A 24996-nucleotide genomic window follows, 5' to 3' on the forward strand; every position below is an offset into this window, starting at 1 on the left:
CAAGAATGTATGCTATTTGAAAGGAAGAAGTATATAAATGGCAGATTTTAACAGACAGGAGATGTACGCACAGCTTGGCATCTCTAAAGAAGTATATGAATATGGTGAAGCTATAGAACAGGATCTTAAAGGCCGTTTTGCCAGAATAGATGAAATAGCTGAATATAACCAGCTCAAAGTTGTAAAAGCAATGCAGGAAGCTAAAGTTCAGGAAGCATGCCTTCTCGGAACAACAGGTTATGGATATAACGATATAGGAAGAGATACCCTTGAAGAGGTATATGCACATATTTTCCACACAGAGGATGCACTTGTACGTCCTCAGATAACTTGCGGAACACATGCCCTTGCTCTGGCTCTTATGAGTAACCTTCGCCCCGGCGATGAGCTTTTATCCCCTGTTGGTAAGCCTTATGATACTCTTGAAGAGGTTATAGGCATAAGACCTTCAAAGGGATCACTTGCAGAGTACGGTGTAACATATAAGCAGGTGGATCTTTTGTCTGATGGCGGATTTGATTATGACGGTATCAGGGCTTCTATCAATGACAAAACAAAGCTCGTTACAATCCAAAGATCCAAGGGATACCAGACAAGACCTACTCTTTCTGTAGAGAGAATAGGAGAGCTTATCTCTTTTATCAAGGGAATTAAGCCTTCGATCATCTGCATGGTTGATAACTGCTACGGTGAATTCGTAGAGACTATTGAGCCTTCAGATGTAGGTGCAGACATGGTTGTAGGATCGCTTATCAAGAACCCCGGCGGCGGACTTGCTCCAATCGGCGGATATATCGTAGGTAAAAAAGAGTGTGTTGAAAATGCTGCTTACAGACTTACAAGTCCCGGACTTGGTAAAGAAGTTGGCGCTTCTCTTGGAATACTCACTCAGTTCTATCAGGGACTTTTTATGGCTCCTACAGTAACTGCAAGTGCTTTAAAGGGTGCTATATTTGCAGCTAACCTCTATGAGAGATTTGGTTTTGGCGTTCTTCCAAACGGCTCCGAAGATCGTTTTGATATTATACAGTCCATTACATTTGGTAAGCCTGAAGGTGTTATTGCTTTCTGTGAAGGCGTTCAGAGCGCAGCACCTGTTGACAGCTTCGTAACACCGGAGCCTTGGGATATGCCGGGATATGACAGCCAGGTTATCATGGCAGCAGGAGCTTTTGTATCAGGATCATCGATCGAGCTGTCAGCTGACGGACCTATTGCTCCTCCTTATGCAGTATATTTTCAGGGAGGACTTACATATCCTCATGCAAGATTTGGTATTTTAAAAACAGTTCAGTATATGCTTGATAAAGGGCTTATAACTAAGCAGCAGCTTTTATAACAGGCTCTAAAACCGCATGACTACTGCTTTTGCGATTTTTTTGCCCAAGAATGTATACATAAAAATTATTTTGTAGTAAAATTATTATGCTTTCTACTGCCCGGAGAGGCTCTATTGCTTGCAGGAGGAAGCATGAATAATAAAGGCAGGTCCCTTAGTCTTAAACTTCGAGACGGGACAGCAGTCAAAGAAGACCTTCCATTTGAGAAATTCCTAAAATACGGTCCGCAGGCACTTACTGATTCCGAACTTCTTGCTATCATAGTAAGATGTGGTACTAAGGATCATGATCCTATGCAGATAGGGCAGCAGATCCTTACAAGATGCAGACAATACGAAACAGGAATAGGCGGGCTCTATCAATTATCGGTTGATGAGCTTATGAAAATAGACGGTCTTGGACAGGTCAAGGCAGTGCAGATCAAGTGCATCGCAGAACTGTCACTAAGAATAAGCCGCAGCAGGAAAAGTGATGTTGTTACTTTTCAAAGCTCTGAAGATATTGCAAGATATTATATGGAGCAGCTTCGGCACAAAGATCAGGAACATGTGATACTGATCGCTCTAGATGCGCGGATGCGCCTTATATGTGACAAGACATTGTACATAGGTACTGTATCGTCTTGTAGGATAAGTGCCAGGGATATATTCAGACAGGCGCTTATGACAGGGGCGGCGCAGATAGCACTTGTTCACAATCATCCCAGCGGTAATCCGCTTCCGTCAGATGCGGACATTGAGATGACCAAAAGAATACTGGAATTGGGACATATCATGGAGATACCTGTCTATGATCACATAATAATAGGTGACAGGCAGTATTCCAGTTTGAATGAAGTCTTAAACAGAAATTGACACAGAATTAAAGAAATGCTCAGCACAATTGATTTTCAGGAGGTCCACATTGAATAACGCTTTCGGTATCGATCTTGGTACTAGCACTATCAAGATTTATAACAAATCAACAGATTCTACGCTTGTTCAGAAGAACATGATCGCTATTCAGAACAAGACAACAGTTCTTGCATACGGTGATGAAGCCTACGATATGTATGAGAAGGCTCCAAGCAATATCAAGGTTACATACCCTCTCAATAACGGTGTTATTGCAGACATCAAGAATATGGAGATGCTTGTCAAGCTCTTTGTTACAGATGATATGAAGGGTGGTCTCAAGCCGTCAGATTACTATATTGCAATCCCTTATGACATCACAGAAGTTGAGAAGAGAGCATTTATCGATCTTATCAGAGATTCTAATGTTAAGTCCAAGAAGGTCAATGTAGTATACAAGGCTATTGCAGACGGACTTGGAATGGACGTAGATGTTAAGAATTCCAACGGTGTTCTTGTAGTTAACGTAGGTTATGATACAACTGAGATATCAGTTCTGTCACTTGGAGGAATAGTTCTTAGTAAGCTCATCAAGGTTGGCGGACGTAAGTTCGACGAATCCATAAGAAGTGCAATACGTAAGGAATACAGCCTTATCATTGGATCTAAGACTGCAGAGAGCGTTAAGATCGATCTTCGCGAACTTGAAAAAGAAGGAAAGCCGGCTATTGTATACGGAAGAGATATTGTAACAGGTCTTCCTATAGAGCGTGAGATTCCTACTGATATTGTAAATAATGCACTTGTTGAGAACTTCGATACTATTCTTGATAATGTAAAAGCAACTCTTGAGAGAACTCCTCCGGAACTTGCTGCAGATATTTACAAGCATGGCCTCTATCTTACAGGCGGAGCTTCACAGGTTTGCCACCTTGCACAGAGGATCAGTAACGGTTGTGGACTTAATGTTAATATATCCGAAGAGCCGGTTGAATCCGTAACTCTTGGTCTTTCAAAAATAATCAAGGATGATCAGTACAAATCACTTGCTACGCTGAAGGAATGAGTAAATGAGTCCTGTGATAAAGAGAGGAGGAGATAAGTTTACCATCCCCGGTAAGTATCTCCTCTTTATTTTAACAATAGTGGCTGTCGCATTGATGGTCATAACACTTACAACAAGTCTTTTTTCCGGAATTGCCAATACGATCGCCGGATTTGTTGTGGTGCCTTTTCAAAGGGGAATAACAACTGCAGGTACATGGCTTATAAGTGAAGCTGACAAGCTTGAGACCATAGAAAGGCTTCAGTCTGAGAATGATGAGCTTCAGGCGCGTGTAGACCAGCTTACAGAAGAGAATATGCAGCTGACTCAGGACAAGTATGAGCTCAATACTTTAAGGCAGCTTTATGAGCTTGATGCTCAGTATGAGTCTTATGAGAAGGTTGGTGCACATGTAATAGCCAAGGATTCAGGTAACTGGTTCTATAGCTTTATCATTGATAAAGGTCTGGATGATGGACTTGCTATTGATATGAATATCATAGCCGGTGGCGGCCTTGTTGGCAGGATCACATCTATTGGACCGGACTGGGCCAAGGTTACAACCATTATTGCGGATAATTTTTCTGTAAGTGGAATGGTTCTATCAACCTCAGATAATCTGATAGTAACAGGTAATCTTGAATCTTATGAAAAGGGCGTTATCTCTTTTTCTAAGCTTCAGGACAGTGCGGATGTTGTTGTAATAGGTGATAAGGTAGTAACATCCAATATTTCAGATAAATATCTTCCTGAAATACTCATAGGATACATAACTACTATAGAATCGGATTCCAATAACCTTACAAAGTCGGGAACACTTACACCTGCGGTTGACTTCGAGCATCTTGATGAGGTGCTTGTTATAACTACTCTCAAGCAGACTGTTGAAGAATAAGATATTCATCACTTATTTTCGACTAAGCCTAGAGGTTAATAATGCGTAAATTCTTAGTTACTTTGATAATGATAATTACATGCTTTGTTCTGCAGACAGCTGTATTTAGATACTTTGCTTTTGGCGGGACAGTTCCGAACTGCCTTATGATCATTACTTGTTCAAGTGGTATCATGAGGGGAGAGAAGCATGGACTTTTAGCTGGTTTTATAGCCGGCCTTCTTGTGGACATATTTTTTGCTGATTTTATCGGTTTATATGCAATTCTCTACATGTATGCCGGATTCTTTGCCGGCCTGTTTCATAAGATCTTTTTTCCGGAGAATATAATACTGCCGCTCACACTTATAATCGTGGGTGATTTTATGTATCAGTTTTTGTGCTATGTGCTGATGTTCCTTCTTCGTGCGAAGTTCGATATCAGTTATTATATGGCTCACCAGATCATTCCGGAAGTTGTATATACTGCGATCATAGCTTTGTTACTGTATCCGGTTATACTAAAAGTAAATACCAAGTTAGATGACATAATCCAAAGGAGTGCTACTAAGTTTGTTTGATGATGTAAAAGAAGCAGTTCTCAAATTTATCACTTCAAGATTCACAGTTATCGCGCTGGTCATGATACTGGCAGCGAGCGGTATTTTGTACCGCCTTTTTGAACTGCAGATAATTAATGGTGAATCATATCTTGAATCTTTCCAATTACGAATAGAGAAGACCAAGGACATTCAGGCAACCCGTGGTAATATCTATGATCGTAACGGTAACCTTCTTGCTTATAACGAACTTGCCAACAATGTTGTAATAGAAGACGTCTATGAATCTGATTCCCTAAGAGATGAGAATATCAACGAAACGATCAACAAGGTCATAGACATAGTTGAGAGTAACGGTGATACTGTAGTCAATGATCTTAGTATACAGCTGGATGAAAACGGTGATTTTGAATATACTGTAGAAGGAACAACACTTCTTAGATTCCTTGCGGATATCTATGGCCATACTACTATTGACCAGCTTGCTTATGAGGAGAGAACTGCAACTCCCGATGAAGTTATGGAATATCTTGGCAAGAAATTTGAGATAGGAGCGCTTACAGATCCTGAGGACAAGAAGAGTTTTGAAGCAGGATACGGATATACCAATGACAGGTTCCTTAAAGTTGTAACGCTCAGATATTATATGAGTCTTAATTCCTACCAAAAGTATATTGATACTACTATTGCAGAAGCTGTATCTGATCAGACTGTTTCTGATATCATGGAGAACAGTGATGTACTTCTTGGTGTAAGTATAGAAGAGAATACTGCCAGAAAGTATGTTGATGCGGAATACTTTGCGCTGATCTTGGGATACACTGGTAAAGTGTCATCTACGGAACTTGCCCAGCTTCAGGCTGATTATCCGGATATGGACTACGATTCCAGTGATACAGTAGGTAAGTCGGGTATAGAACAGGCCATGGAATCAACGCTTCAGGGTACCAAGGGTTCTGAGACTGTATATGTTGATACAGTGGGTCAGGTACTTGAGACTACCAATTATGTTGAGCCAAGGTCGGGTAATGATGTATACCTTACTATCGACAAGAACTTGCAGGAAGCCTGCTATGACATTCTTGAATCAAGACTTGCAGGTATCCTTGTTAATAAGATTGTCAATGCCAAGACTGTAAGCACAACGGTCAAGACTTCAGATCTTAAGATCGCTATTTATGATGTTTATTTCAAACTCTTTGAAAACTCTGTTATTGATACAACTCATTTCACCGAGGATGATGCAAAGGAAACAGAACTTAAAGTACTTTCTGTGTTTAACAGTAAGCAGGAAGCAGTACTTGAAGGCCTTAGAAGCGAACTCATGGAGAAACAGACACCATATAATGAGCTTTCGCTTGAATACAAGAATTATGAGACCTATATCACTACAATACTTCGTGATAATAACGTCCTTGTAAATGAAGACACTGAAGATGATACTTATGTAACCTATACCAAGGATGAGAGTATTTCTTTGTATGAGTATCTGCATTATGCAATAGCCCAGAACTGGATAGATATCACCAAGCTTAGTCTTGACAGCCAGTATACGGATTCCGAAGAAATATACGAACACATAGTTTCTTATATAACTGATAAACTTGGAAATGATCTTACATTTAGTAAGATGCTCTATCGATACATCCTTGAAGATGATCTTATCTCAGGAAGAGATTGCTGCAACGTACTTCTGGAGCAGGGCGTAGTAAAGCTTGAAGACAGCGAATTAAAATCCTGGAATGCAGGTAATGAATCTGCATATACTTTTATCATTAATCGTATAAATAATCTTGAGCTTACACCTGCGCAGCTTAACCTTGATCCATGTTCAGGATCCATCGTTATTACTGATGTTAATACAGGTGATGTGCTTGCACTTGTATCATATCCGGGATATGACAATAACAGAATGGCCAATGGTGTTGATGCTGAGTATTATGCAAAGCTTCGCGCAGATCTTTCTACTCCTCTTTATAATTATGCAACTCAGCAGAGGACTGCTCCTGGTTCAACATTTAAACCGCTTTCTGCAACAGCAGGGCTTATGGAAGGGGTTATAACAACAACCTCCAGCATCAGATGTACAGGTACTTTTGATAAATTTACCAATGGTCCTCACTGTTGGATATATCCAAGTTCGCATGGTGAACTTACTGTTTCCGGTGGTATTACTAATTCATGTAACTGCTTTTTCTATGAAGTTGGATACAGACTTGGAAGTGAGAATGGAACCTACAATTCTGATAAGGGTCTTGAAATTCTCAAAAAGTACTGTGATATGTATGGTCTTACAGAAAAGAGCGGAATCGAGATAGAAGAAAGTGCTCCTATCGTATCTACCCAGGATGCGGTCAGATCTGCTATCGGTCAGGGTACAAACTCATTTACAACGGTTCAGCTTGCCCGCTATATTACAACAGTTGCTAATTCCGGAACTTGTTTCAACCTGACTCTTATAGATAAGACTACAGATTCTAACGGTAATCTTCTCCAGGAGTATTCTGCTACTGTAAGAAATACAGTTGATCTGCCCTCGAGCTACTGGGATGCAATTCATTCAGGTATGAGAGGCGTTGTTGAGAAAAGAAGTGATTATTCTGATCTTAATGTTCAGGTAGCAGGTAAGACAGGTACAGCGCAGGAGAGAAGTGATAGAGCTAACCACGCTCTGTTTGTAAGCTATGCTCCTTACAATAATCCGGAGATTTCTATCACAACGCGAGTGGCCTTTGGTTATACATCAAGTTATGCTGCACAGATAACACGTGATGTATATGATTATTATTACAATGTAGATGCAAGAGAAGAGCTTCTTGATGGTTCTGCTCAGTCCCTTGAAGGCGGCGGAACAGGAGATTGATTGTCTCTTGTAAAGAAAGACAGCTATGAAAAAAATCTTAGAATTTTTAAAGCGCTATAAGTTAAGAAACTATGATTTCATCCTGATATTTCTGGTTGTATCCCTTTCTATTGTAGGTGTGGTTGCAGTTAGTTCTTCGGATGTATCATTGCAGAACAAACAGATAACAGGTGTAGTCCTTGGATGTATCGTGATGATAATAGTGTCACTTCTTGATTATTCCAAGCTCCTGAATTTCTACTGGGCTTATTATATACTTGCAGTCTTACTACTTCTGGGAGTTCTGGTATTTGGTAGTGATTCGCATGGTGCTCAGAGATGGCTTGAGATCGCAGGAATTACATTTCAGCCATCAGAGATATCCAAGATACTTATAATACTTTTCTATGCCAAGTTTATTATGGTCAATCAGAAGAAGGTCAAGACTATGGGATTTTTGTTTTCTGCCATAGGACTCCTTATACCGCCAATTCTTTTGATATTAAAAGAGCCTGATCTTTCTACTACGATCATGCTATGTACTATTTTTGTCATGATACTTTTCGTAGGTGGAATAAGCTGGAAACTTGTAGCAGGAGTTCTTTTGGCGGGTATTCCTTCTGCAGCACTTATTTTCTATCTGGCGCTTTTGGAAGACAGCCCTATTCTCAAGTCTTATCAGCAGGAACGTATTCTGGCATGGCTTCATCCTGAAGACTTCGCTGATACAACAGCTTATCAGACCATGAACTCAATGATGGCTATAGGTTCAGGCCAGCTTCAGGGTAAGGGATATGATACTAATGAGATAAGCTCTGTACTTAACAGCGGATATATATCAGAATCAAGTACAGACTTCATCTTTACGGTTATAGGAGAAGAGTTTGGCTTTATAGGATCTTGCATCGTAGTCTTTTTACTTGTAGCGATCACTATAAAATGTCTTATAACTGCAGCAAGAGCCAAGGACATTGCTGGTTCTGTCATTGCTACAGGAATGGCAGTGTGGATTGGATTCCAGGGACTTCTTAATATTGGAGTTGCCACAGGAGCGCTTCCCAATACTGGTATCCCTTTGCCGCTGGTAAGCTCTGGTCTTACATCTATTGTATCCGTGTATATAGGAGTCGGATTTGTTCTTAATGTCGGACTTCAGCAGCTTAGAAAGTCTTACTGACCTAGTGTAATGACTCATTCATATTTAATCAAATTACTTGTCTATGAATTTATCTACTGCGTCATAAAATCTTGACAATGATTACATTGCCTTCGATTTTATTCCTTGTATATAAATCCATATCCTTCGTAATTTGATTAAATATGAACGAGTCAGCACACTGGTATTTTACCTGTTGAAGTTCTAAGATATGATAACAGGATCATAATTATATATAAAAATATAGTTTAGCTGCATCAACATTTTGTTGATAGCATAAATAGACATAATTGTATCAAATTTATTAATAACAATACATTTTTGTGTTATAATGAATTTATGTATGGCAACGGAGGTTTTTAGTAATGAATATTGCACTGATCGCTCATGATGCGAAAAAGAAGCTTATGCAGAACTTTTGCATAGCATATAGGGGGATTTTAAGTCGTAATGATCTTTTTGCAACAGGAACAACTGGACGTCTTATAGAAGAAGTTACTAATCTTAGCGTGCACAAGTTCCTTGCAGGACATCTTGGAGGAGAACAGCAGATAGGAGCAGCGATCGAACATAATGAGATCGACCTTGTTATTTTCCTGCGTGATCCGCTTACACAGAAGTCACATGAACCGGATGTAAGCAATGTTATGCGCCTTTGTGACGTTCATAATATCCCTTTAGCCACTAATCTCGCATCAGCTGAGTTGTTGATCAAATCACTTGACAGAGGAGATTTAGAGTGGCGTGAAATGTATAAATAAAAGACTTATTACCTTTGTAACAGCTCTTTTATCCATAGTATCACTTAGTGCCTGTGGATCATCGTCATATGCTATCCCGTATTCTCCGGATAGCGTTTACACATCCATTTCTTCCGATATGGTTGATACCTTTGCTTCTGATCTGTGTGTAGTCGGTTCCGATATTACAGACGGCAGCATTAGTATGTCTAAGAATTCGTGTGCAGGTCTTTTTGACCTGAACAAGAGAGAGACGTTGTTCGCTCTCAATGTCAATGAGCAGGTTGATCCTGCATCCCTTACCAAAATTATGACAGCTTTAGTAGCTCTCAAATATGGAAGCCTCGATCAGATATTAACTGCAACCAAAGCAGTTAATATTAACGAAGCAGGTGCACAGCTTATCGGCTTAAAAGAGGGCGATACCATGACACTTGATCAGGCACTGCATATACTTTTGATATACTCTGCAAATGATGCCGGTATGCTTATTGCAGACAATATCGGAGGTAGCGTCGATGCTTTTGTAGAACTCATGAATGAAGAAGCAAAAGAAATCGGTGCTACTAAGTGCCATTTTACTAATCCTCATGGACTTACAGCTGATGATCACTATGTTACAGCATATGATATGTATCTGATATTCAATGCTGCCATGCAGTATGATGAGTTTCAGGAGATCATTAATATGTCCACTTATTCAACAGTGTATTCCAGAGCTGACGCAAGCACTGTTGAAGTTAACATCAAGTCTACCAACGGATATCTTCGTGGTGACAGGTCTGCTCCGTCAACTATTACAGTCATAGGTGGTAAGACAGGAACGACCAATGCGGCAGGACACTGCCTTATCCTGCTTGCAAAAGATTCTTCGGGTAATCCTTATATTGCAGTTATAATGCGTGCGGAAGACGGCGATACTTTGTATAGCGAGATGACAGCCCTTCTTGAGAAAATAACATCCTAAAAGCATGAACTATTTTGGGTATTTTTTATAGGTTGTCATTTGACTATCATAAAGCTATAATAATTATATGAAAGTTCCACAACAAACTACATACAAGGGAGGTTACGCTTATGGTTCAGCTTATCGTAGGTAGAAAAGGGAAGGGGAAGACCAAATGTCTTTTAGACAAGGTCAATTCTGAAGTTAGGAACATTCTGGGCAACGTCGTATTTCTCGACAAAAACACCAAGCACATGTATGAATTGAATAATAAGGTTCGTATGATCGTAGTTCCTGAGTTCATGGTTGAGACTCCTGAAGAATTTATTGGTTTTATAAGTGGTATTATTTCACAGGACAGAGATCTGCAACAGGTATATCTTGACAGTTTCCTGTCAATCTCCGGTCTTGAAGACAAAGACATAACAGAGACAGTTTCTAAACTGGACAAGTTAAGCGAAAAATTTGGAATCGATTTTATACTTAGCGTTTCTAAAGATGAAGACGAACTTCCCGAGTCTGTTCGATCTAAGATTGTTATTTCTCTTTAATAACAAAAATATATAAAAAATATACAAGTACAACAAAATATGAACTACTTGTGATTGAATTATCTGAAAAATGAAATACAAATAAATAATAAGCCGCGGCTTAAGGGTGCCGCGGCTTTTTATAAGTAGATTGGAATAAAATGGCCGCAAAGAAGAAAAACAGCAAAATAACAAATATAAATTCCGGCTTTACGCCTGACAGAATCGGTATTTTGATTTTTGCCGTACTTCTGGTGTACATGATCATCAGCATCGTGCAATATATCAAAGCTAAGCATGTAGTAGGCTATGAAGTCATGGAAGGATCCTTATCGCAGAATAATACCTATACTGCAATAGCTCTAAGAGATGAAGAAGTAGTAGAGAATGATACAGCAGGAAGTGTATACTATTTTGCAACAGAAGACAGGAGAGTTGCCAAGGGTGATCTTGTTTATATTGTAGACGAGGCAGATTCTCTGGCTGATATGTCCTCTCTTACCGGAGATGCATCCGCTGTATCTCTTACGGATAAGGACTATGCAGAAATTAAAGAAGATATCGAAGATTTCACCAGTACCTTTAATAAGAACAATTTCAGCAGTGTTTATGATTTTAAGAATAGTATAAATGGTACACTTTCCAAACTTGTGAATACTTCATATCTTAATAATATTGGAGAACTCAGTTCATCAACTCATAACTTTATTTATAGAAATGCTCCTTCAAGTGGTATAGTTCTTTATTATAAAGACGGCTATGAAGGACTTACACTTCAGGATATGAAGTCGGATCTTTTTGATCAGACAACTTATGAGAAGACTACATTTGGTTCATCAGAAGTTGTAACAGCTGATGCGCCGGTTTATAAACTTGCCAAAAATGAAGACTGGTCTGTTGTAATTCAGGTTGATGATCAGGAAACTGCTGATTATCTTATGGATCAGGAATATATTAAAATAAAATTTCTTAAGAATCAGGTAACAGTTTGGGGACAGGTCAGTACGTATACCAATTCTAAAGGTGAGATATTTGTCCAGTTCTCTTTTACCAATTCAATGATCACATTTGCAACAGACAGATTTCTGTCAATAGAGCTGATCATCGAAAACGAGACAGGGCTTAAGATTCCTAATTCTTCTATAATTGAGAAGAACTTCTATGTCATTCCTTCAGAACTTGTGATGGAGACAGCAGAGGGCAATACTGTAGTACAGCGCAAAACTTATCTGGAAGATGGTTCGCAGTCAAGCGAAGATGTAATAGTAAGCATACATAGTCAGGTCGATGATAAGTATTACATAGATCAGGATGCTATTGCCAGTGGAGATATACTTATGTATCCTGCTACAGGAGAGGAATTTACAGTTAGCGAAGTTGCTTCTCTGACAGGTGTTTACAACATCAATAAGGGATATGCGGATTTCAAGCAGATTGAAGTTCTGTACAGCAATGATGAATATTCTATCGTCAAATCAGGTACAGAATACGGTCTGAATGTTTATGACTATATAGCGCTTGATGCAACAAGTGTAACAGACGATGAACTGATATATGACTGATAGGTCATGTTTAGTAATTGTGTATAAATGTTAAGAAAAAGTATAAACTCGTAAACATTGGTATTTAAGCTTTCCTAGGCACTTCTAAATCTAAAATGTTATAAGGGTTGACACATTGCTGTAAAAATTAGATAATAGGTATAGCTTAGGGACATATATTAAGAGTTTTATTTGTGGCTGCTGGTTCTATCACACAGCAGAGTGAGGAGAATAATATGAGCGCAATGGATAAATTTCTGAAAGCCATCAAGCTTAATGACGGTGAAGACGAAGATTACTATGACAACGAAGATGATTACTATGATAAAGGCACAGCAGCATTAAAGACAGCACCAATCGGCAAGGATGATCCTTCAATCGAAGTGCCTGAAGAGAAGCTTAAGAGAAGCAATCCAACGAAACCGATCACATCAATTTCTTCAAGAAAAAAGTCTATGACATCATCAGGAATGGAAGTATGTGTAGTTAAACCAACTTCATTTGAAGACGCAAGAGAGATCACAGAAACTCTTCTTTCTAACAGAACAGTGGTTCTTAATCTGGAAGGCCTTGATGTTGATGTTGCGCAGAGAATCATTGATTTTACATCAGGTTCCTGTTTTGCTATCAATGGTAATCTTCAGAAGATTTCCAAGTATATCTTCATAATCACACCATCAAGCGTAGATATCTCAGGAGATTTTCAGGAGATGATCAGCGGATCAATAGGTACAGGTCTTTGATCATAATCTATTGAGATTAAAAGCTAAATAAGGTAAAATCTTTATCAGCAGGCGCATTCGTGCTCCTGCTGATATTTTTGAATTATGGATTATTTGTGGAGGAACTATGGGAGAAGTTATTAATGTAACACGTGATGATAAGCCTTGTTATGACATTATGTTCGAGGACAGTTTTAAGAAACTTTCTAAAGCCGTAGAAGGACTTGGATTTAAAGAAAGACGTATAGCGATCATTACAGATTCAAATGTTGGACCGCTCTATGCTAAGGATGTTGAAAAAGAGCTCAAAAAAGTTGGAAGTCAGGTCTTTGTATATGAGATTCCTGCAGGAGAAGAGCACAAAAATCTTGAGACGGTTAACGGGATATATGGATTCCTTATCTCCAAGCATTTTGACAGACATGACCTTCTTATAGCACTTGGCGGCGGAGTTGTGGGAGATATCACAGGATTTGCTGCATCCAGCTATCTTAGAGGAATTGCCTTCGTACAGATACCTACAACACTTTTGGCTCAGGCTGATTCCAGTGTTGGTGGTAAGACCGGGGTTGACTTTGAAGGTTATAAGAATATGGTTGGAGCATTCTATATGCCAAGACTTGTATATATGAATATCGCAGTTCTTGATACTCTTCCGGGGCGTCAGTTTGCATCAGGCTTTGCAGAAGTTATGAAGTACGGACTTATCAAGGATCAGGAGTTCTATTTCTGGCTTATTGAGAACCTTTATGAGATCAATGAAAGAGACCATAAGGTACTTGCCAAAATGGTTAGGAAGTCCTGCGAGATCAAGCGTGACGTAGTACAAAAAGACCCTACAGAGAAGGGCGAGAGAGCTCTCCTTAATTTCGGACATACAATCGGTCATGCTATAGAAAAGGCAAGAAACTTTGAACTCTATCACGGAGAGTGTGTTGCTCTTGGCTGCATAGCTGCTGCTTATATCTCCATGAAAAAAGGTCTCATTGAAACCGGAACCTGCTATGAGATAAGAGATATGTTTGTTCCCTTTAACCTACCGATCACTGTAGAGGATGTTGATCCTGAAGAAATCGTAAAACTTGTAAAGAGTGATAAGAAAATGGATAATAACTGTATCAAATTCATCCTTCTTAAAGACATAGGAGATGCATTCATCGATACTACAGTTACAGATGATGAGATAAGAGAAGCTGTTAAAGAGATTTTGTACTTCGAAAACGGAGATTAAGGCTAATGTATTGATTTGTTTTCATACTTGGTTTATGAATTTATCTACATAGTCGTATAATTAAAAAATGATGATGTCTATACCTTTTGTATTTTTTCAAAAAGGATTAGATGTTTTCGAACAATAAAACAAGGGGATTATCTTTTTATGAAACATATAACCAGAAAGAAGATAACATTTCTTATAGCGGATATTATTGCATTTATAGTGCTGGTTGCACTTGATCAGTTTACTAAAATCCTGGCAGTTGCCAATCTGAAGGACAAGGCTTCTTTTCCTATCATAAGGAATGTACTTGAACTTCAGTATCTTGAGAACAAGGGCGCAGCCTTTGGAATGCTTCAGAATCAGAAAGCCTTCTTCATACTGATAGCTATCCTGATACTCATAATAATCGTATATGTTCTTGCGCTGGTGCCGGATGATATGAAGTACAATGCGCTTCACATCCTTCTGGTAATGATCGGAAGCGGTGCCTGTGGCAATATGGTTGATAGATTCAGAACCAACTATGTTGTAGACTTTATATATTTTAAACTGATCAACTTTCCGATATTCAATGTAGCTGATATCTATGTTACTGTATCAACCTTTATACTATTGTTCCTGTTTTTGTTCTACTATAAAGAGAATGATTTTGCATTCCTTAGCTTTAAACAGCAGAAGAAGTTCAGGGAGTTTAAGTAAAGGCCGGAGCCGTTTATGAATTATGACAATTTAGATGATTCAATAGAATTTAATACTGGTACAAGCACTGATAGTAGTGAAGATGCTGCGCTACATGAGGGGCTTTTGGAGGATGAGATCTTAGATGATCAGGATGATGCTGACATTGTAGAAGAATCTGGTTCCGAGAAGCTTTTTACAGCTATAATAGATGAAAAACTCTCCGGCAAAAGGATTGATAAGGTTCTGTCTCTTCTTTTTCCTGAGCATTCAAGATCGTATCTTAAGAGTCTTATTGTAGATGGCAAGGTCAAGATCAATGATAAGACGGTGTCCAAAGCATCTATAGCAGTAAGTCTTGGTGATAAGATAGAACTTGTAGTACCGCCTCCAAGGGAGCTTGATATTAAGCCTGAGAATATTCCACTTGATATTCTCTATGAGGATAGTGATGTTCTGGTAGTCAATAAACCTAAGGATATGGTAGTGCATCCGGCGGCAGGTCACTATGAGGGGACTCTTGTCAATGCAGTTATGTATCACTGCGGAGATAATCTCTCCGGTATCAATGGTGTCATGCGTCCTGGTATCGTTCACAGGATCGACAAGGATACTACAGGCTCTATTATCATCTGTAAAAATGATAATGCCCATAGGAAGATAGCAGCACAGCTCAAAGAGCATTCTATCAAAAGAGAATATGTAGCTATAGTATACGGGATAATCGAAGAAGACGAAGGCACGGTAGAAGGTACGATAGGAAGACATCCTACGGACCGTAAGAAGATGGCTATAAATGCTCCCGGGGGTAAGAGCGCTGTCACTCATTATAAGGTCATCAAGCGCTTCTATGAGTCCAAGATGACTTATGTTGCGTGTAGACTTGAGACAGGGCGTACTCATCAAATACGAGTTCATATGTCCTCTATAGGGCATCCTCTTCTTGGAGATGAAGTCTATAAGGGCGGCAGGAAGACCAATATCAAGTTAAATGGTCAGTGTCTCCATGCCAGGATACTTGGTTTTATCCATCCTACAACAGGTGAGTATATCGAGACTATGGCACCTCTTCCGGAATATTTTGAGCATCTTTTAAACACACTTAAATAGTTTGAAAATGTTCCAATTTGTTAATATACCGAATCCCTTATGTTCATTGAATTTTGGTTGGTTTTAAATTATAATAATATCAGTAGATACTCTTTTTTTAGGCGCAGTTTCTGACTTTCTATTATGCGCCGCATTACTAATCTTTTATATCCAAGGAGGCGGTACTATGGAGACTATTATTACTATTGGACGTGAGTTTGGTTCCGGTGGAAGAGAAATAGGAGAACAGGTTGCCGATAGATTTGGTATTAAATGCTACGATAAGGAACTGATAGCCAGAGCTGCCAAGGAAAGCGGATTCTGTGAAGAGATGATAGAGACACATGATGAAAGACCCACTAACTCTTTCATGTACAATCTTGTAATGGATACTTATTCTTTTGGATACAATTCATCCAGCTTTGTGGATATGCCTATCAGTCATAAAGTATTCCTTGCTCAGTTTGATGCTATCAAGAACCTTGCAAAAGAAGGTCCATGTATAATCGTAGGCCGCTGCGCAGATTATGCTCTTTCTGATTATCCCAATGTTGTCAATCTCTTTATAACAGGCAATGAAAAAGATAAGATAGCCCGTATCAGAGCTCGTTTTGCAGATCTTACATCAGATGAGAAGGCAAGAGATATGATGGTCAAGAAAGATAAGCAGAGAAGAAGCTATTACAATTACTATAGTTCCAAGAAATGGGGCCACTGTGACAGCTATGATCTTACTATCAATTCTTCAATACTTGGAATTGAGGACACAGTTAATTTTATAGTGGATTTTGTTAATAAATTAGAAGCAAGTAAGCGCAGTTGAGCTGAATAAAAAGCTGATAATTAACGTAAAAAGCTATCTGTATTAAAAGCAGATAGCTTTTTACGTTAAAGAAAATACCTTTTTAACCGATATCTATAGAAGTAAATGCCTTATATTCATGGAGAGAAAGGTAAGTTTAAGCGATGAGCGACCATTCAAAAGATTTCGAGCAGATTGACGAGCTCACAGGCTTATCTACATTCACTAGTTTTAGAGTTCTGGCTCAGGATGTTCTGGATGACCCGACGATCAGAAATGATATAGCCTTTGTGTATTTCAACGTTGAGAATTTCAGATCTTATAATGAAAAATATGGATTTGCTGCCGGAAATGATTGCCTTAGACTGATCGGACAGACGATACAGGCGATATTTCCACAGGAGATCTGTTCTCGTGTGGCTACGGATCATTTTTGCATAGTTGCTGACAAAAATGAAATTGAAGAGAAGATCAAGCAGGTTTGTGAAGAACTTCGTCCTTTCCGCATGGAGACACATATGCAGCTCCATGCAGGAATCTATTTTCCAACTCCTGATGACTTTGAATGTACACTATGCATGGATAAGGCCAAAATCGCTTGTGATTCTCTCAAGCATCAGTATGATTCCATGTTCGGTTATTATGATGCGAAGCTTGATGATGAGTACCAAAGAACACGTTATATCATCGAGCATTTTGATGCTGCAATTGAAAATGGTTATATATATGCCTGGTTCCAACCACTTGTAAGGTCTTTTACCGGAGAGATAAGCGGTTATGAGGCTCTTGCCAGATGGATAGATCCCGATCTTGGATTTATCTCACCCGCTGATTTTGTTCCTGTTCTGGAAAAATATCACATTATAAGAAAGCTCGATCTTGCAGTAACTCAATATGTTTGCAATGTGCAAAAAAAGGTCATGGAATCAGGCGGTCAGATAATGCCTGTATCTATTAATTTATCGCAGCAGGACTTCATGGGTGATGACATCGTATCTGAGATAGATGAGATCGTACTTGAGAGCGGTATACCACCTGAATATATAAATATAGAAATAACAGAGTCTATCTTTTCTATAGATTCTGACAGAGTCGCTAATATAATTGATGCATTTAGGCTACAAGGATACGAAGTGTGGATGGATGACTTCGGAAGCGGCTATTCATCTCTTAATTCCATGCAGAAATATACCTTTGACTGCCTGAAGCTTGATATGAAGTTCCTGGCAGGTTTTAGTCATAGCAGGAATTCCAAGATCATTATTGAGAGTGTTATAGGAATGACCAAGCAGCTTGGTATAAGGACTATAGCAGAAGGCGTCGAGTCCGAGGAAGAAGCAGAATATCTAAGGCAAGTAGGATGCGATCAGATTCAGGGATTTTTGTATTCTAAGCCGGGGCCTTTTGATGAAGTATATAATCTCGATATTCCAAAGGAAAATACCGGGCTTCGTAAATATCATGAGAAGATAGGAACTATAAACCTTCTATCACAGGATCCTCTTGGCAAAGAAGATGATGCTACAAAGAAAATCAAGTTCCCTATGGCGCTTGTAGAGGAACATAAAGGGCATCTGGATATTCTGACCTACAATGAATCTTTTACAGAATATGTAAGTCTTCTTGGCTTTGCGTCAGTTAATGAAGCAAACGATATGCTTAATTCTGATTCTGAGAATTCTGTAAGTGTAAGGTATTATATGAAATCTGCTCTTGATAATGATAGATTTGAAGTGTGCCATTATTCAAGAAATGGTCTTAGATGTACTTTGCAGATCAACTTCATAGCCAATTACAGAAGCAGAAATGCATTCCTGTTCCTAGGGCTTGTGGCTGAAAGCGAATAAAATAGAAATGAGTTATAGATATTGATAAAAAAAGCTGCAGCATTTAAGTTATGCTGCAGCTTATATTCATTAATCGTGCATAGAAGAATGAATCCTGGATTATTATCAGATCTCAAGAAGTTCGCTGTAAGCTTTAAGAGCGTCCTGAGTATCACCTGCAAGAACTTTCTTAGCAAGAGTCTTACCAAGCTGAACGCCTTCCTGATCGAAGCTGTTAAGGTTCCATGCAAATCCCTGGAACATAACCTTGTTTTCAAAGTGAGCAAGAAGAGCACCCAGTACTTCAGGAGTGAGCTTGTCGCCTACGATGATGCTTGAAGGACGTCCGCCTTCAAAGTTCTTGTTGGCATTCTCGTCTTTTTTGCCACAAGCAAATGCCATGATCTGTGCAGCTACATTAGCGCAGAGCTTCTGCTGGCTGGTGCTGCCCTGAATATCTACATCATTGCCTGTCTGGTTGTTCTTGAAGCCTATGAACTGAAGAGGAATGATATTAGTTCCCTGGTGAAGGAGCTGATAGAATGAGTGCTGTCCATTTGTTCCAGGTTCGCCGAAGATAACAGGTCCTGTTACATAATTAACCTTTTCACCAAAACGGTTAACGCTCTTACCATTGGACTCCATATCAAGCTGCTGGAGATGAGCAGGGAAGCGAGAGAGAGCCTGTGAGTAAGGAAGAACTGCTGTTGACTCGTAGCCAAGAACGTTACGCTCATATACACCGATAAGGGCATCAAGCATAGCAGGGTTCTTAGTGAGTTCTTTATTGGTAGCGTTCTTGTCTTCAGCAGCAGCGCCGTCAAGGAATCTTGCAAATACGTCAGGACCAAATGCAAGAGACAGAACAGCTCCGCCTACAGCAGATGTAGAAGAGTAACGACCACCGATATAATCATCCATGAAGAATGCAGCAAGGTAGTCACTGGACTTTGCAAGTGGAGATGTCTCGCTGGTAACTGCGATCATGTGCTTGGAAGCATCAAGACCTGCTTTTTTAAGAGCATCCTTAACGAAAGCTTCGTTGGTAAGTGTCTCAAGAGTAGTACCTGACTTGGACACAAGGATGAAGATAGAACGAGATACATCAACACTATTAAGAACAGCTGTAGCATCGTCAGGATCTACATTGCTGATGAACTTTGCATCCATGAAGAACTTGCCATTGGACTTAGCCCAGTTCTCGAGAGCAAGGTACATAGCACGAGGACCAAGGTCACTTCCGCCGATACCGATCTGAACAGCTGTTGTGAACTTCTCACCCTTTTCGTTAGTGATCTCACCATTGTGTACCTTGTTGGCGAAATCAGCGATCTTATTCTGCTGTTCTACATAGAAATCTCTCTTATTAACACCTTCTGCAACAACGTCTGAGCCAAGCTGTCCGCGTGTGAGTTGGTGGAGGACAAGTCTCTTCTCACCTGTATTGATAACTTCGCCGTTGTAGAGAGCTTCAAATTTCTCTATGAGCTGAGCTTCTTCTGCAAATTTTGAAAGAGCAGCAAGTACAGTATCATCTACCTGCTTGGCAGCATAGTTGTAGGACAGTCCGCTTGACATAGGAACAGAGTATTTCTTAACTCTTTCTGCGCCATTTGCGCCTTCCATAACCTCTGCAAGTTTCACCTGATCTTTGAGTGCAAAAAGATCGTTAAATGACTTAAGTTCGTCTGAATTTTTCCAGTTGATCATTAGGTTTACCTCTTTCTTTGATTGGGATAGTCTGCTTACTTGATTATATTTTGGCAGATGTCTTTTCTGCGAATCTGATCAAGAGTATAAGAGTAAGCATACTGGATTTATATATAAAATTCATGGATCACAATCCTCTAACATTATAATACATAAATAGCAATAAATGATATATGTTGGAGCAAAAAATGTGGAAAACGTTTTTTTGAACATAAATTCAAATTTAAGATCAAGTTTTTTTGTAAATATTAATACACAAATTAAAATATTATGATATAATCAAATTTATGTCTGCACGATTCAATGCATAAAAGCGTCAAAGCGTTAAAAGATAAACTGATAATCTACTATTTATAAGTTTTTGTCTGTTATAAACGCATGGCGCAGGTCGCAAATAATTTTATAGCAGATAATAATATTTTTAGATAGGGCAAAATCGGGGATTATTATGGAGAGAGAGAATTTTAAATCAAGGCTTGGATTTATCCTTGTCAGCGCAGGATGCGCAATTGGAATCGGTAATGTATGGAAATTCCCTTATATTACAGGACAGAATGGTGGCGGAATATTTGTTCTTTTTTACCTGTTGTTCCTTCTTATTATGGGTGTTCCGATCCTTACTATGGAGCTTGCAGTAGGAAGAGCAAGTAGAAAAAGTGCTGTACAGGCATATAAAGCGCTGGAACCTAAAGGATCAAAATGGCATATACATGGCTGGATCTGCTTTATAGCTAACCTAATGCTTATGATGTATTACACAACGGTATCAGGCTGGATGATCAACTATATGATCAAGTTCGCTACAGGTACTTTTGATGGAGTAGGTACAGAGCTTTCAGTTGCTTCAATATTTGATGAGATGCTGGCATCACCGAAGCAGAGCATGATCTTTATGTTTTTGACTGTTACATGCGGTATTTTGGTTTGTGCGATAGGTCTTCAGAAGGGAATTGAGAATATTACTAAATTCATGATGATAGCGCTTATAGTACTTATCATCATTCTGGCGGTTAACAGTACTATGCTTAAAGGAGCTTCAGAGGGTATCAAGTTCTATCTTTTGCCATCTCTTTCTTCTGTTGAAGAAGTGGGACTTGCTAAAGTTATAACAGCAGCTATGAACCAGAGCTTTTTTACTTTATCGCTGGGAGCAGCTTCCATGGAGATATTCGGAAGCTATATGCACAAGGACAAGGGACTTGTGGGAGAAGCAGTAAGGATAAGCGCCCTTGATACACTTATAGCTATACTTGCAGGACTTATCATATTCCCTGCATGCTTCTCATATGGTATCGAGACAACAGCAGGACCTTCGCTTATTTTTATAACACTTCCAGAGATATTCATTCATATGAATTTGGGAAGGATATGGGGGACTCTGTTCTTCGTATTCATGACATTTGCAAGCTTTTCAACAGTTATCGCTGTATTTGAGAACATTATTGCAGTAGGAATTGATAATTTTGGTTGGTCAAGGAAGAAATCTTCACTTATAAACTATATCATTCTTCTTATAACCTGCACACCATGTGCTCTTGGATATAACCTTCTTAAGGATGTGACGATCATAGGAACCAAGGATATCCTTGATTCTGAGGACTTTATGGTTAGTAATATCTTCCTTCCTTTAGGAGCGCTTATATTCCTTATATTCTGTGTTACTAAGTGGGGATGGGGATTTGAGAAGTATCAGGAAGAGGTTAATACAGGAGAGGGCATTAAGATGCCGACATTCCTCAAACACTACTTCAGAATAGTACTTCCTATACTGATAATAATCATTTTCCTGAACGGTATTTTATAAAAGATTTGAGTAAAGTAATATATATTCTATTTTGATATTATATATCATGAAGTAGTAAGATCCTGTAGGCAGCTATACTAGCCGCTTACAGGATCTTTGTTTGATTGATCGTATGTTTGATAAGTGCGAAGCTTTTTGATCTGCTTACTTGTAATTATCCGGGTGAGCCGCGACATCACTTATCAAAAATTCAATGAATTCAACGCATTTGCCGCAGCCGGTTCCGTATCGGAGCTTATCCTGTACGTCATTTACATTTGTCACGCCGGACAATACCAGATCTATGATATCTTTATATTTGATATTCTTGCAGGTACAAGCTTCTTTATTAACATTCATAGCGTTTTATTTATCCTTTTTAGTAGCACAGTTCAATATCTAACACATTTTTCTATGATATAGAAAAGCAGGATAAGTATATCATAACATCATACCTGGAAGTAGCTGATATTCTGTCCAAGAGATTCAGCGAGATTTTGAAGCTTTTTAGCAGAATCGCTGATAAGCTGGAATGTAGCGTTTAGCTCTTCCATAGAGGCGTTGGTCTCCTGAGTCGAAGCAGCATTTTCTTCTGATATAGCTGACAGATCTGTAATAATATGTGTGAGCTCGTTCTTGGCAGCGTTAAGAGAATCAACCTTCTCAGCAATTTGGTTGGAGCTCTGAGCAACATTAGATACACTGTCTACCATGGATTCCATGTTTTCCTTAGTAGTAGAAAGCTGCTCAGACTGCTTGCCAAAGTTCTCGTTGAGTTTGACCATTACATCAACAGACTGCGCAGAATTCTGAAGCAGTGTATCAACGATCTCTTTGATCATATTGGCAGACTTATTACTTTCTTCTGCAAGGGAGGAGATCTCTTGAGCAACAACTGCAAATCCTTTACCGGCATCACCTGCTCTTGCAGCTTCGATAGAAGCGTTGAGGGACAAGAGATTGGTCTGGGATGCAATACTTGATATGGCTTCCGTGAATTCAGAGATTTGCTTGGCAGAAGTGTTGGTGGATTCGATTGTCTCGCCTATATCTTTAACGGACTGGGTAACTTCTTCGCTTTGCTTTATAAGCTGACTGAGAGTATCCATTGCCTTGTTGCAGGAATCTCTCATGTCTGAAGAGTACTCGTTGAGCTGTTCTACGTTGCCGGAGATGATGTCTATATCATCTCCAATGGATGTAGCATTGCCGGCAGCGGTCTGAACGCTTTCTGCCTGGGATACTGCGCCTCTTGATATCTCATCGATAGCATGAGATACCTGGCTTGCTGCTTCGGAAGCCTGAGATGCAGAATCTGAAAGGCTGATACTCTCATTATCAACATCTTTGGAAGATGCTTTGGTACTCTTCATGACATCGCTGAGTCTTGATCTCATATCGTTAACGGCATCGGCCATTTCAGCAATCTCATTGTTGGACTTGACCTTAACATCGTCTGCTGCAAGATTGCCACCTGCAAGTTCACCGGCAAGAGCACTTGTTGCTGCAATAGGCACAGCAAAAGATTTGGCGATATTATATCCAAGGATAGCTGCTATAATAAGAATTACAGCTCCAAAACCGATTATCAGATTGATAGTGATATACGAAGCTCTCATAGCTCCCTGATAATCAACTTCAGTAATGATACCCCATCCGGTTAGATCATTTCTGGTATATGCTACGATAGATTTATGACCTGTATAATCAGAAATGCTGCATCCTGTCTCTCCTGCAAGAGCTTTTTTAACAAGTGCAGAACTACTGTAGTCAGGTCTACCTGTTTCTACAGATACATCAGTAGTCGAACCTTCTATAAGGAATCCTTCACGGTCCACAATATTGATTACAGTGATATCATCAGCAGTTTTACTGAGAATATCTTCAAGGAAAAGAAGATCATAGTTCCTATGGATGATACCGATAACCTGTCCGGAAGCATTCTTAACAGGAACAGACAGAACTATGATAAAGGCGCCTGATGTCTTGCTTTCAATAACTTCAGATACATATTCATTGCCGGCCATTGCTTGAGTGAAGTATTCTCTTGTATCTACAGTGATTAGCTCGCCATCATCACTTCTGAAGATCTGCTGCCCGGTATTGTCGACAAGTCTTATGTAGTTGCCATCGTTAACATTGGCATCTGCAGTTTTCATAGTATAGGATGCGTTTTTTTTAACAGCTTCATTGGTTGGATCTTCCAGAAACTGTATTACATCCGATGATGATGCGACAGTCCTAAGCATAGCCTGGTTCTGAGCAATTAAAGTTTCTATGTCTGATGAGATGACTTTGGATTTTTCAGTAGCAATAGTCTCCTGATTATCGGTTGCCATGTTGATGGAAGACAAGGAGCTGATAACTATTGCGATCAGAAGAGGAATGCTGCTTAGAAGTAGCATAGTAACAATCAGCTGGGTTTTAATACTACCACGTTTCTTTGTTTTCATATGATATCCTCCTGGATATGAAAAACTTGAACATGTTTCATTCTTGAACTTGACTGGTGCTTTGAGATCCACCAATATGAATAGTAGTCGTTTTTTACTCACAAAAGATATATAAAGTGAGATCATCTTTATCTATATCGGTCCGCAAGAATCCAACATTAATACGCGTAAAATATTAACAGTATTAATAAAACGATTCAAAATTTTCACTTGGGCAGATCAACATCCCTCAAGCCTTTACAAGGCTAGACAATATATAAATCATTTCGGTAAATTTTTTATCATCTCTTTGTTTTATTCTTTTTTA

21 protein-coding genes are annotated in these 24996 nt (G+C 39.2%); 18 read left to right on the forward strand and 3 right to left on the reverse strand.

What is annotated here, in order from left to right:
- Positions 1 to 37 precede the first annotated feature (37 nt).
- The 17 genes from I7804_RS10845 (at position 38) to I7804_RS10925 (ending at position 18764) form a co-directional block, all read left to right on the forward strand.
- Positions 38 to 1339 (forward strand): aminotransferase class I/II-fold pyridoxal phosphate-dependent enzyme, encoded by a 1302-nt coding sequence (locus tag I7804_RS10845; RefSeq protein ID WP_248403411.1) that lies wholly within the window; start codon positions 38 to 40, stop codon positions 1337 to 1339.
- A gap of 132 nt (positions 1340 to 1471) precedes the next feature.
- A complete protein-coding gene (gene radC, locus I7804_RS10850; protein ID WP_248403412.1) occupies positions 1472 to 2194 on the forward strand; it encodes a RadC family protein in 723 nt (240 codons plus the stop codon).
- Positions 2195 to 2243: 49 nt separating this feature from the next.
- Positions 2244 to 3239: a rod shape-determining protein gene (gene mreB / locus I7804_RS10855; RefSeq protein WP_110073585.1), complete on the forward strand. Its 996-nt coding sequence runs from the start codon at positions 2244 to 2246 to the stop codon at positions 3237 to 3239.
- 4 nt (positions 3240 to 3243) lie between these two features.
- The gene (gene mreC, locus I7804_RS10860) at positions 3244 to 4113 is read left to right on the forward strand and encodes a rod shape-determining protein MreC (RefSeq protein ID WP_022758501.1); all 870 of its coding nucleotides are present in this window, start codon (positions 3244 to 3246) and stop codon (positions 4111 to 4113) included.
- 41 nt (positions 4114 to 4154) lie between these two features.
- A complete protein-coding gene (gene mreD, locus I7804_RS10865) occupies positions 4155 to 4673 on the forward strand; it encodes a rod shape-determining protein MreD (RefSeq protein ID WP_027205744.1) in 519 nt (172 codons plus the stop codon).
- On the forward strand, positions 4666 to 7515 hold the full coding sequence (locus I7804_RS10870; protein WP_248403414.1) for a penicillin-binding transpeptidase domain-containing protein: 2850 nt from the start codon (positions 4666 to 4668) through the stop codon (positions 7513 to 7515). The genes mreD and I7804_RS10870 overlap by 8 nt, the downstream gene beginning before the upstream one ends.
- A 25-nt stretch (positions 7516 to 7540) precedes the next feature.
- Positions 7541 to 8671 carry an FtsW/RodA/SpoVE family cell cycle protein gene (locus tag I7804_RS10875; protein ID WP_027215853.1) on the forward strand — a complete coding sequence of 377 codons (1131 nt, stop codon included), beginning with the start codon at positions 7541 to 7543 and terminating at the stop codon, positions 8669 to 8671.
- Between the two features lie 344 nt (positions 8672 to 9015).
- On the forward strand, positions 9016 to 9411 hold the full coding sequence (mgsA, locus tag I7804_RS10880) for a methylglyoxal synthase (protein ID WP_022753888.1): 396 nt from the start codon (positions 9016 to 9018) through the stop codon (positions 9409 to 9411).
- On the forward strand, positions 9395 to 10357 hold the full coding sequence (locus I7804_RS10885; protein ID WP_248403416.1) for a D-alanyl-D-alanine carboxypeptidase family protein: 963 nt from the start codon (positions 9395 to 9397) through the stop codon (positions 10355 to 10357). Before mgsA ends, I7804_RS10885 begins: the two co-directional genes overlap by 17 nt.
- 110 nt (positions 10358 to 10467) lie before the next feature.
- Positions 10468 to 10887: a hypothetical protein gene (locus tag I7804_RS10890; RefSeq protein ID WP_022753886.1), complete on the forward strand. Its 420-nt coding sequence runs from the start codon at positions 10468 to 10470 to the stop codon at positions 10885 to 10887.
- A 140-nt stretch (positions 10888 to 11027) separates the two neighbouring features.
- Positions 11028 to 12428: an HlyD family efflux transporter periplasmic adaptor subunit gene (locus I7804_RS10895; protein ID WP_248403418.1), complete on the forward strand. Its 1401-nt coding sequence runs from the start codon at positions 11028 to 11030 to the stop codon at positions 12426 to 12428.
- Positions 12429 to 12643: 215 nt separating this feature from the next.
- Positions 12644 to 13150 (forward strand): cell division protein SepF, encoded by a 507-nt coding sequence (locus I7804_RS10900; protein ID WP_022753884.1) that lies wholly within the window; start codon positions 12644 to 12646, stop codon positions 13148 to 13150.
- Positions 13151 to 13256: 106 nt separating this feature from the next.
- On the forward strand, positions 13257 to 14360 hold the full coding sequence (aroB, locus tag I7804_RS10905) for a 3-dehydroquinate synthase (RefSeq protein WP_110073580.1): 1104 nt from the start codon (positions 13257 to 13259) through the stop codon (positions 14358 to 14360).
- A 156-nt stretch (positions 14361 to 14516) separates the two neighbouring features.
- Positions 14517 to 15047: a signal peptidase II gene (gene lspA, locus I7804_RS10910; RefSeq protein ID WP_248405966.1), complete on the forward strand. Its 531-nt coding sequence runs from the start codon at positions 14517 to 14519 to the stop codon at positions 15045 to 15047.
- A gap of 15 nt (positions 15048 to 15062) precedes the next feature.
- On the forward strand, positions 15063 to 16136 hold the full coding sequence (locus I7804_RS10915) for an RluA family pseudouridine synthase (RefSeq protein ID WP_248403420.1): 1074 nt from the start codon (positions 15063 to 15065) through the stop codon (positions 16134 to 16136).
- A gap of 166 nt (positions 16137 to 16302) precedes the next feature.
- On the forward strand, positions 16303 to 16938 hold the full coding sequence (locus tag I7804_RS10920; protein WP_248403422.1) for an AAA family ATPase: 636 nt from the start codon (positions 16303 to 16305) through the stop codon (positions 16936 to 16938).
- 143 nt (positions 16939 to 17081) lie between these two features.
- Positions 17082 to 18764: a GGDEF domain-containing phosphodiesterase gene (locus I7804_RS10925; protein WP_248403423.1), complete on the forward strand. Its 1683-nt coding sequence runs from the start codon at positions 17082 to 17084 to the stop codon at positions 18762 to 18764.
- A 105-nt stretch (positions 18765 to 18869) separates the two neighbouring features.
- On the opposite strand, the gene I7804_RS10930 is transcribed toward I7804_RS10925, so the two are convergent.
- Positions 18870 to 20453, reverse strand: a complete 1584-nt coding sequence (locus I7804_RS10930; RefSeq protein WP_248403425.1) for a glucose-6-phosphate isomerase — start codon at positions 20451 to 20453, stop codon at positions 18870 to 18872.
- A gap of 448 nt (positions 20454 to 20901) precedes the next feature.
- On the opposite strand from I7804_RS10930, the gene I7804_RS10935 reads away from it, so the two are divergent.
- Positions 20902 to 22257, forward strand: coding sequence for a sodium-dependent transporter (locus tag I7804_RS10935; protein ID WP_248403427.1), 1356 nt, complete (start codon positions 20902 to 20904; stop codon positions 22255 to 22257).
- A gap of 144 nt (positions 22258 to 22401) precedes the next feature.
- On the opposite strand, the gene I7804_RS10940 is transcribed toward I7804_RS10935, so the two are convergent.
- Together I7804_RS10940 and I7804_RS10945 are read right to left on the reverse strand one after the other, a co-directional pair.
- Complete coding sequence (locus I7804_RS10940; protein ID WP_248403428.1) at positions 22402 to 22596, reverse strand: (2Fe-2S)-binding protein; 195 nt, start codon at positions 22594 to 22596, stop codon at positions 22402 to 22404.
- Between the two features lie 89 nt (positions 22597 to 22685).
- Positions 22686 to 24689 carry a methyl-accepting chemotaxis protein gene (locus I7804_RS10945; RefSeq protein WP_248403430.1) on the reverse strand — a complete coding sequence of 668 codons (2004 nt, stop codon included), beginning with the start codon at positions 24687 to 24689 and terminating at the stop codon, positions 22686 to 22688.
- Positions 24690 to 24996: the final 307 nt, after the last annotated feature.

The organism is Butyrivibrio fibrisolvens (assembly GCF_023206215.1).
In the GTDB taxonomy this organism is placed as follows: Bacteria; Bacillota; Clostridia; order Lachnospirales; family Lachnospiraceae; genus Butyrivibrio; species Butyrivibrio fibrisolvens_C.

Bases quoted from the DNA above. Each gene is read 5' to 3' on its own strand.
- I7804_RS10930 (WP_248403425.1), bottom strand. From the start codon at position 20,453: ATGATCAACTGGAAAAATTCAGACGAACTTAAGTCATTTAACGATCTT.
- I7804_RS10895 (WP_248403418.1), top strand. From the start codon at position 11,028: ATGGCCGCAAAGAAGAAAAACAGCAAAATAACAAATATAAATTCCGGC.
- I7804_RS10945 (WP_248403430.1), bottom strand. From the start codon at position 24,689: ATGAAAACAAAGAAACGTGGTAGTATTAAAACCCAGCTGATTGTTACT.
- radC (WP_248403412.1), top strand. From the start codon at position 1,472: ATGAATAATAAAGGCAGGTCCCTTAGTCTTAAACTTCGAGACGGGACA.
- I7804_RS10920 (WP_248403422.1), top strand. From the start codon at position 16,303: ATGGAGACTATTATTACTATTGGACGTGAGTTTGGTTCCGGTGGAAGA.
- I7804_RS10875 (WP_027215853.1), top strand. From the start codon at position 7,541: ATGAAAAAAATCTTAGAATTTTTAAAGCGCTATAAGTTAAGAAACTAT.
- mreC (WP_022758501.1), top strand. From the start codon at position 3,244: ATGAGTCCTGTGATAAAGAGAGGAGGAGATAAGTTTACCATCCCCGGT.
- I7804_RS10935 (WP_248403427.1), top strand. From the start codon at position 20,902: ATGGAGAGAGAGAATTTTAAATCAAGGCTTGGATTTATCCTTGTCAGC.
- aroB (WP_110073580.1), top strand. From the start codon at position 13,257: ATGGGAGAAGTTATTAATGTAACACGTGATGATAAGCCTTGTTATGAC.
- I7804_RS10940 (WP_248403428.1), bottom strand. From the start codon at position 22,596: ATGAATGTTAATAAAGAAGCTTGTACCTGCAAGAATATCAAATATAAA.
- I7804_RS10890 (WP_022753886.1), top strand. From the start codon at position 10,468: ATGGTTCAGCTTATCGTAGGTAGAAAAGGGAAGGGGAAGACCAAATGT.
- I7804_RS10915 (WP_248403420.1), top strand. From the start codon at position 15,063: ATGAATTATGACAATTTAGATGATTCAATAGAATTTAATACTGGTACA.
- mreD (WP_027205744.1), top strand. From the start codon at position 4,155: ATGCGTAAATTCTTAGTTACTTTGATAATGATAATTACATGCTTTGTT.
- I7804_RS10845 (WP_248403411.1), top strand. From the start codon at position 38: ATGGCAGATTTTAACAGACAGGAGATGTACGCACAGCTTGGCATCTCT.
- I7804_RS10900 (WP_022753884.1), top strand. From the start codon at position 12,644: ATGAGCGCAATGGATAAATTTCTGAAAGCCATCAAGCTTAATGACGGT.
- mgsA (WP_022753888.1), top strand. From the start codon at position 9,016: ATGAATATTGCACTGATCGCTCATGATGCGAAAAAGAAGCTTATGCAG.
- I7804_RS10925 (WP_248403423.1), top strand. From the start codon at position 17,082: ATGAGCGACCATTCAAAAGATTTCGAGCAGATTGACGAGCTCACAGGC.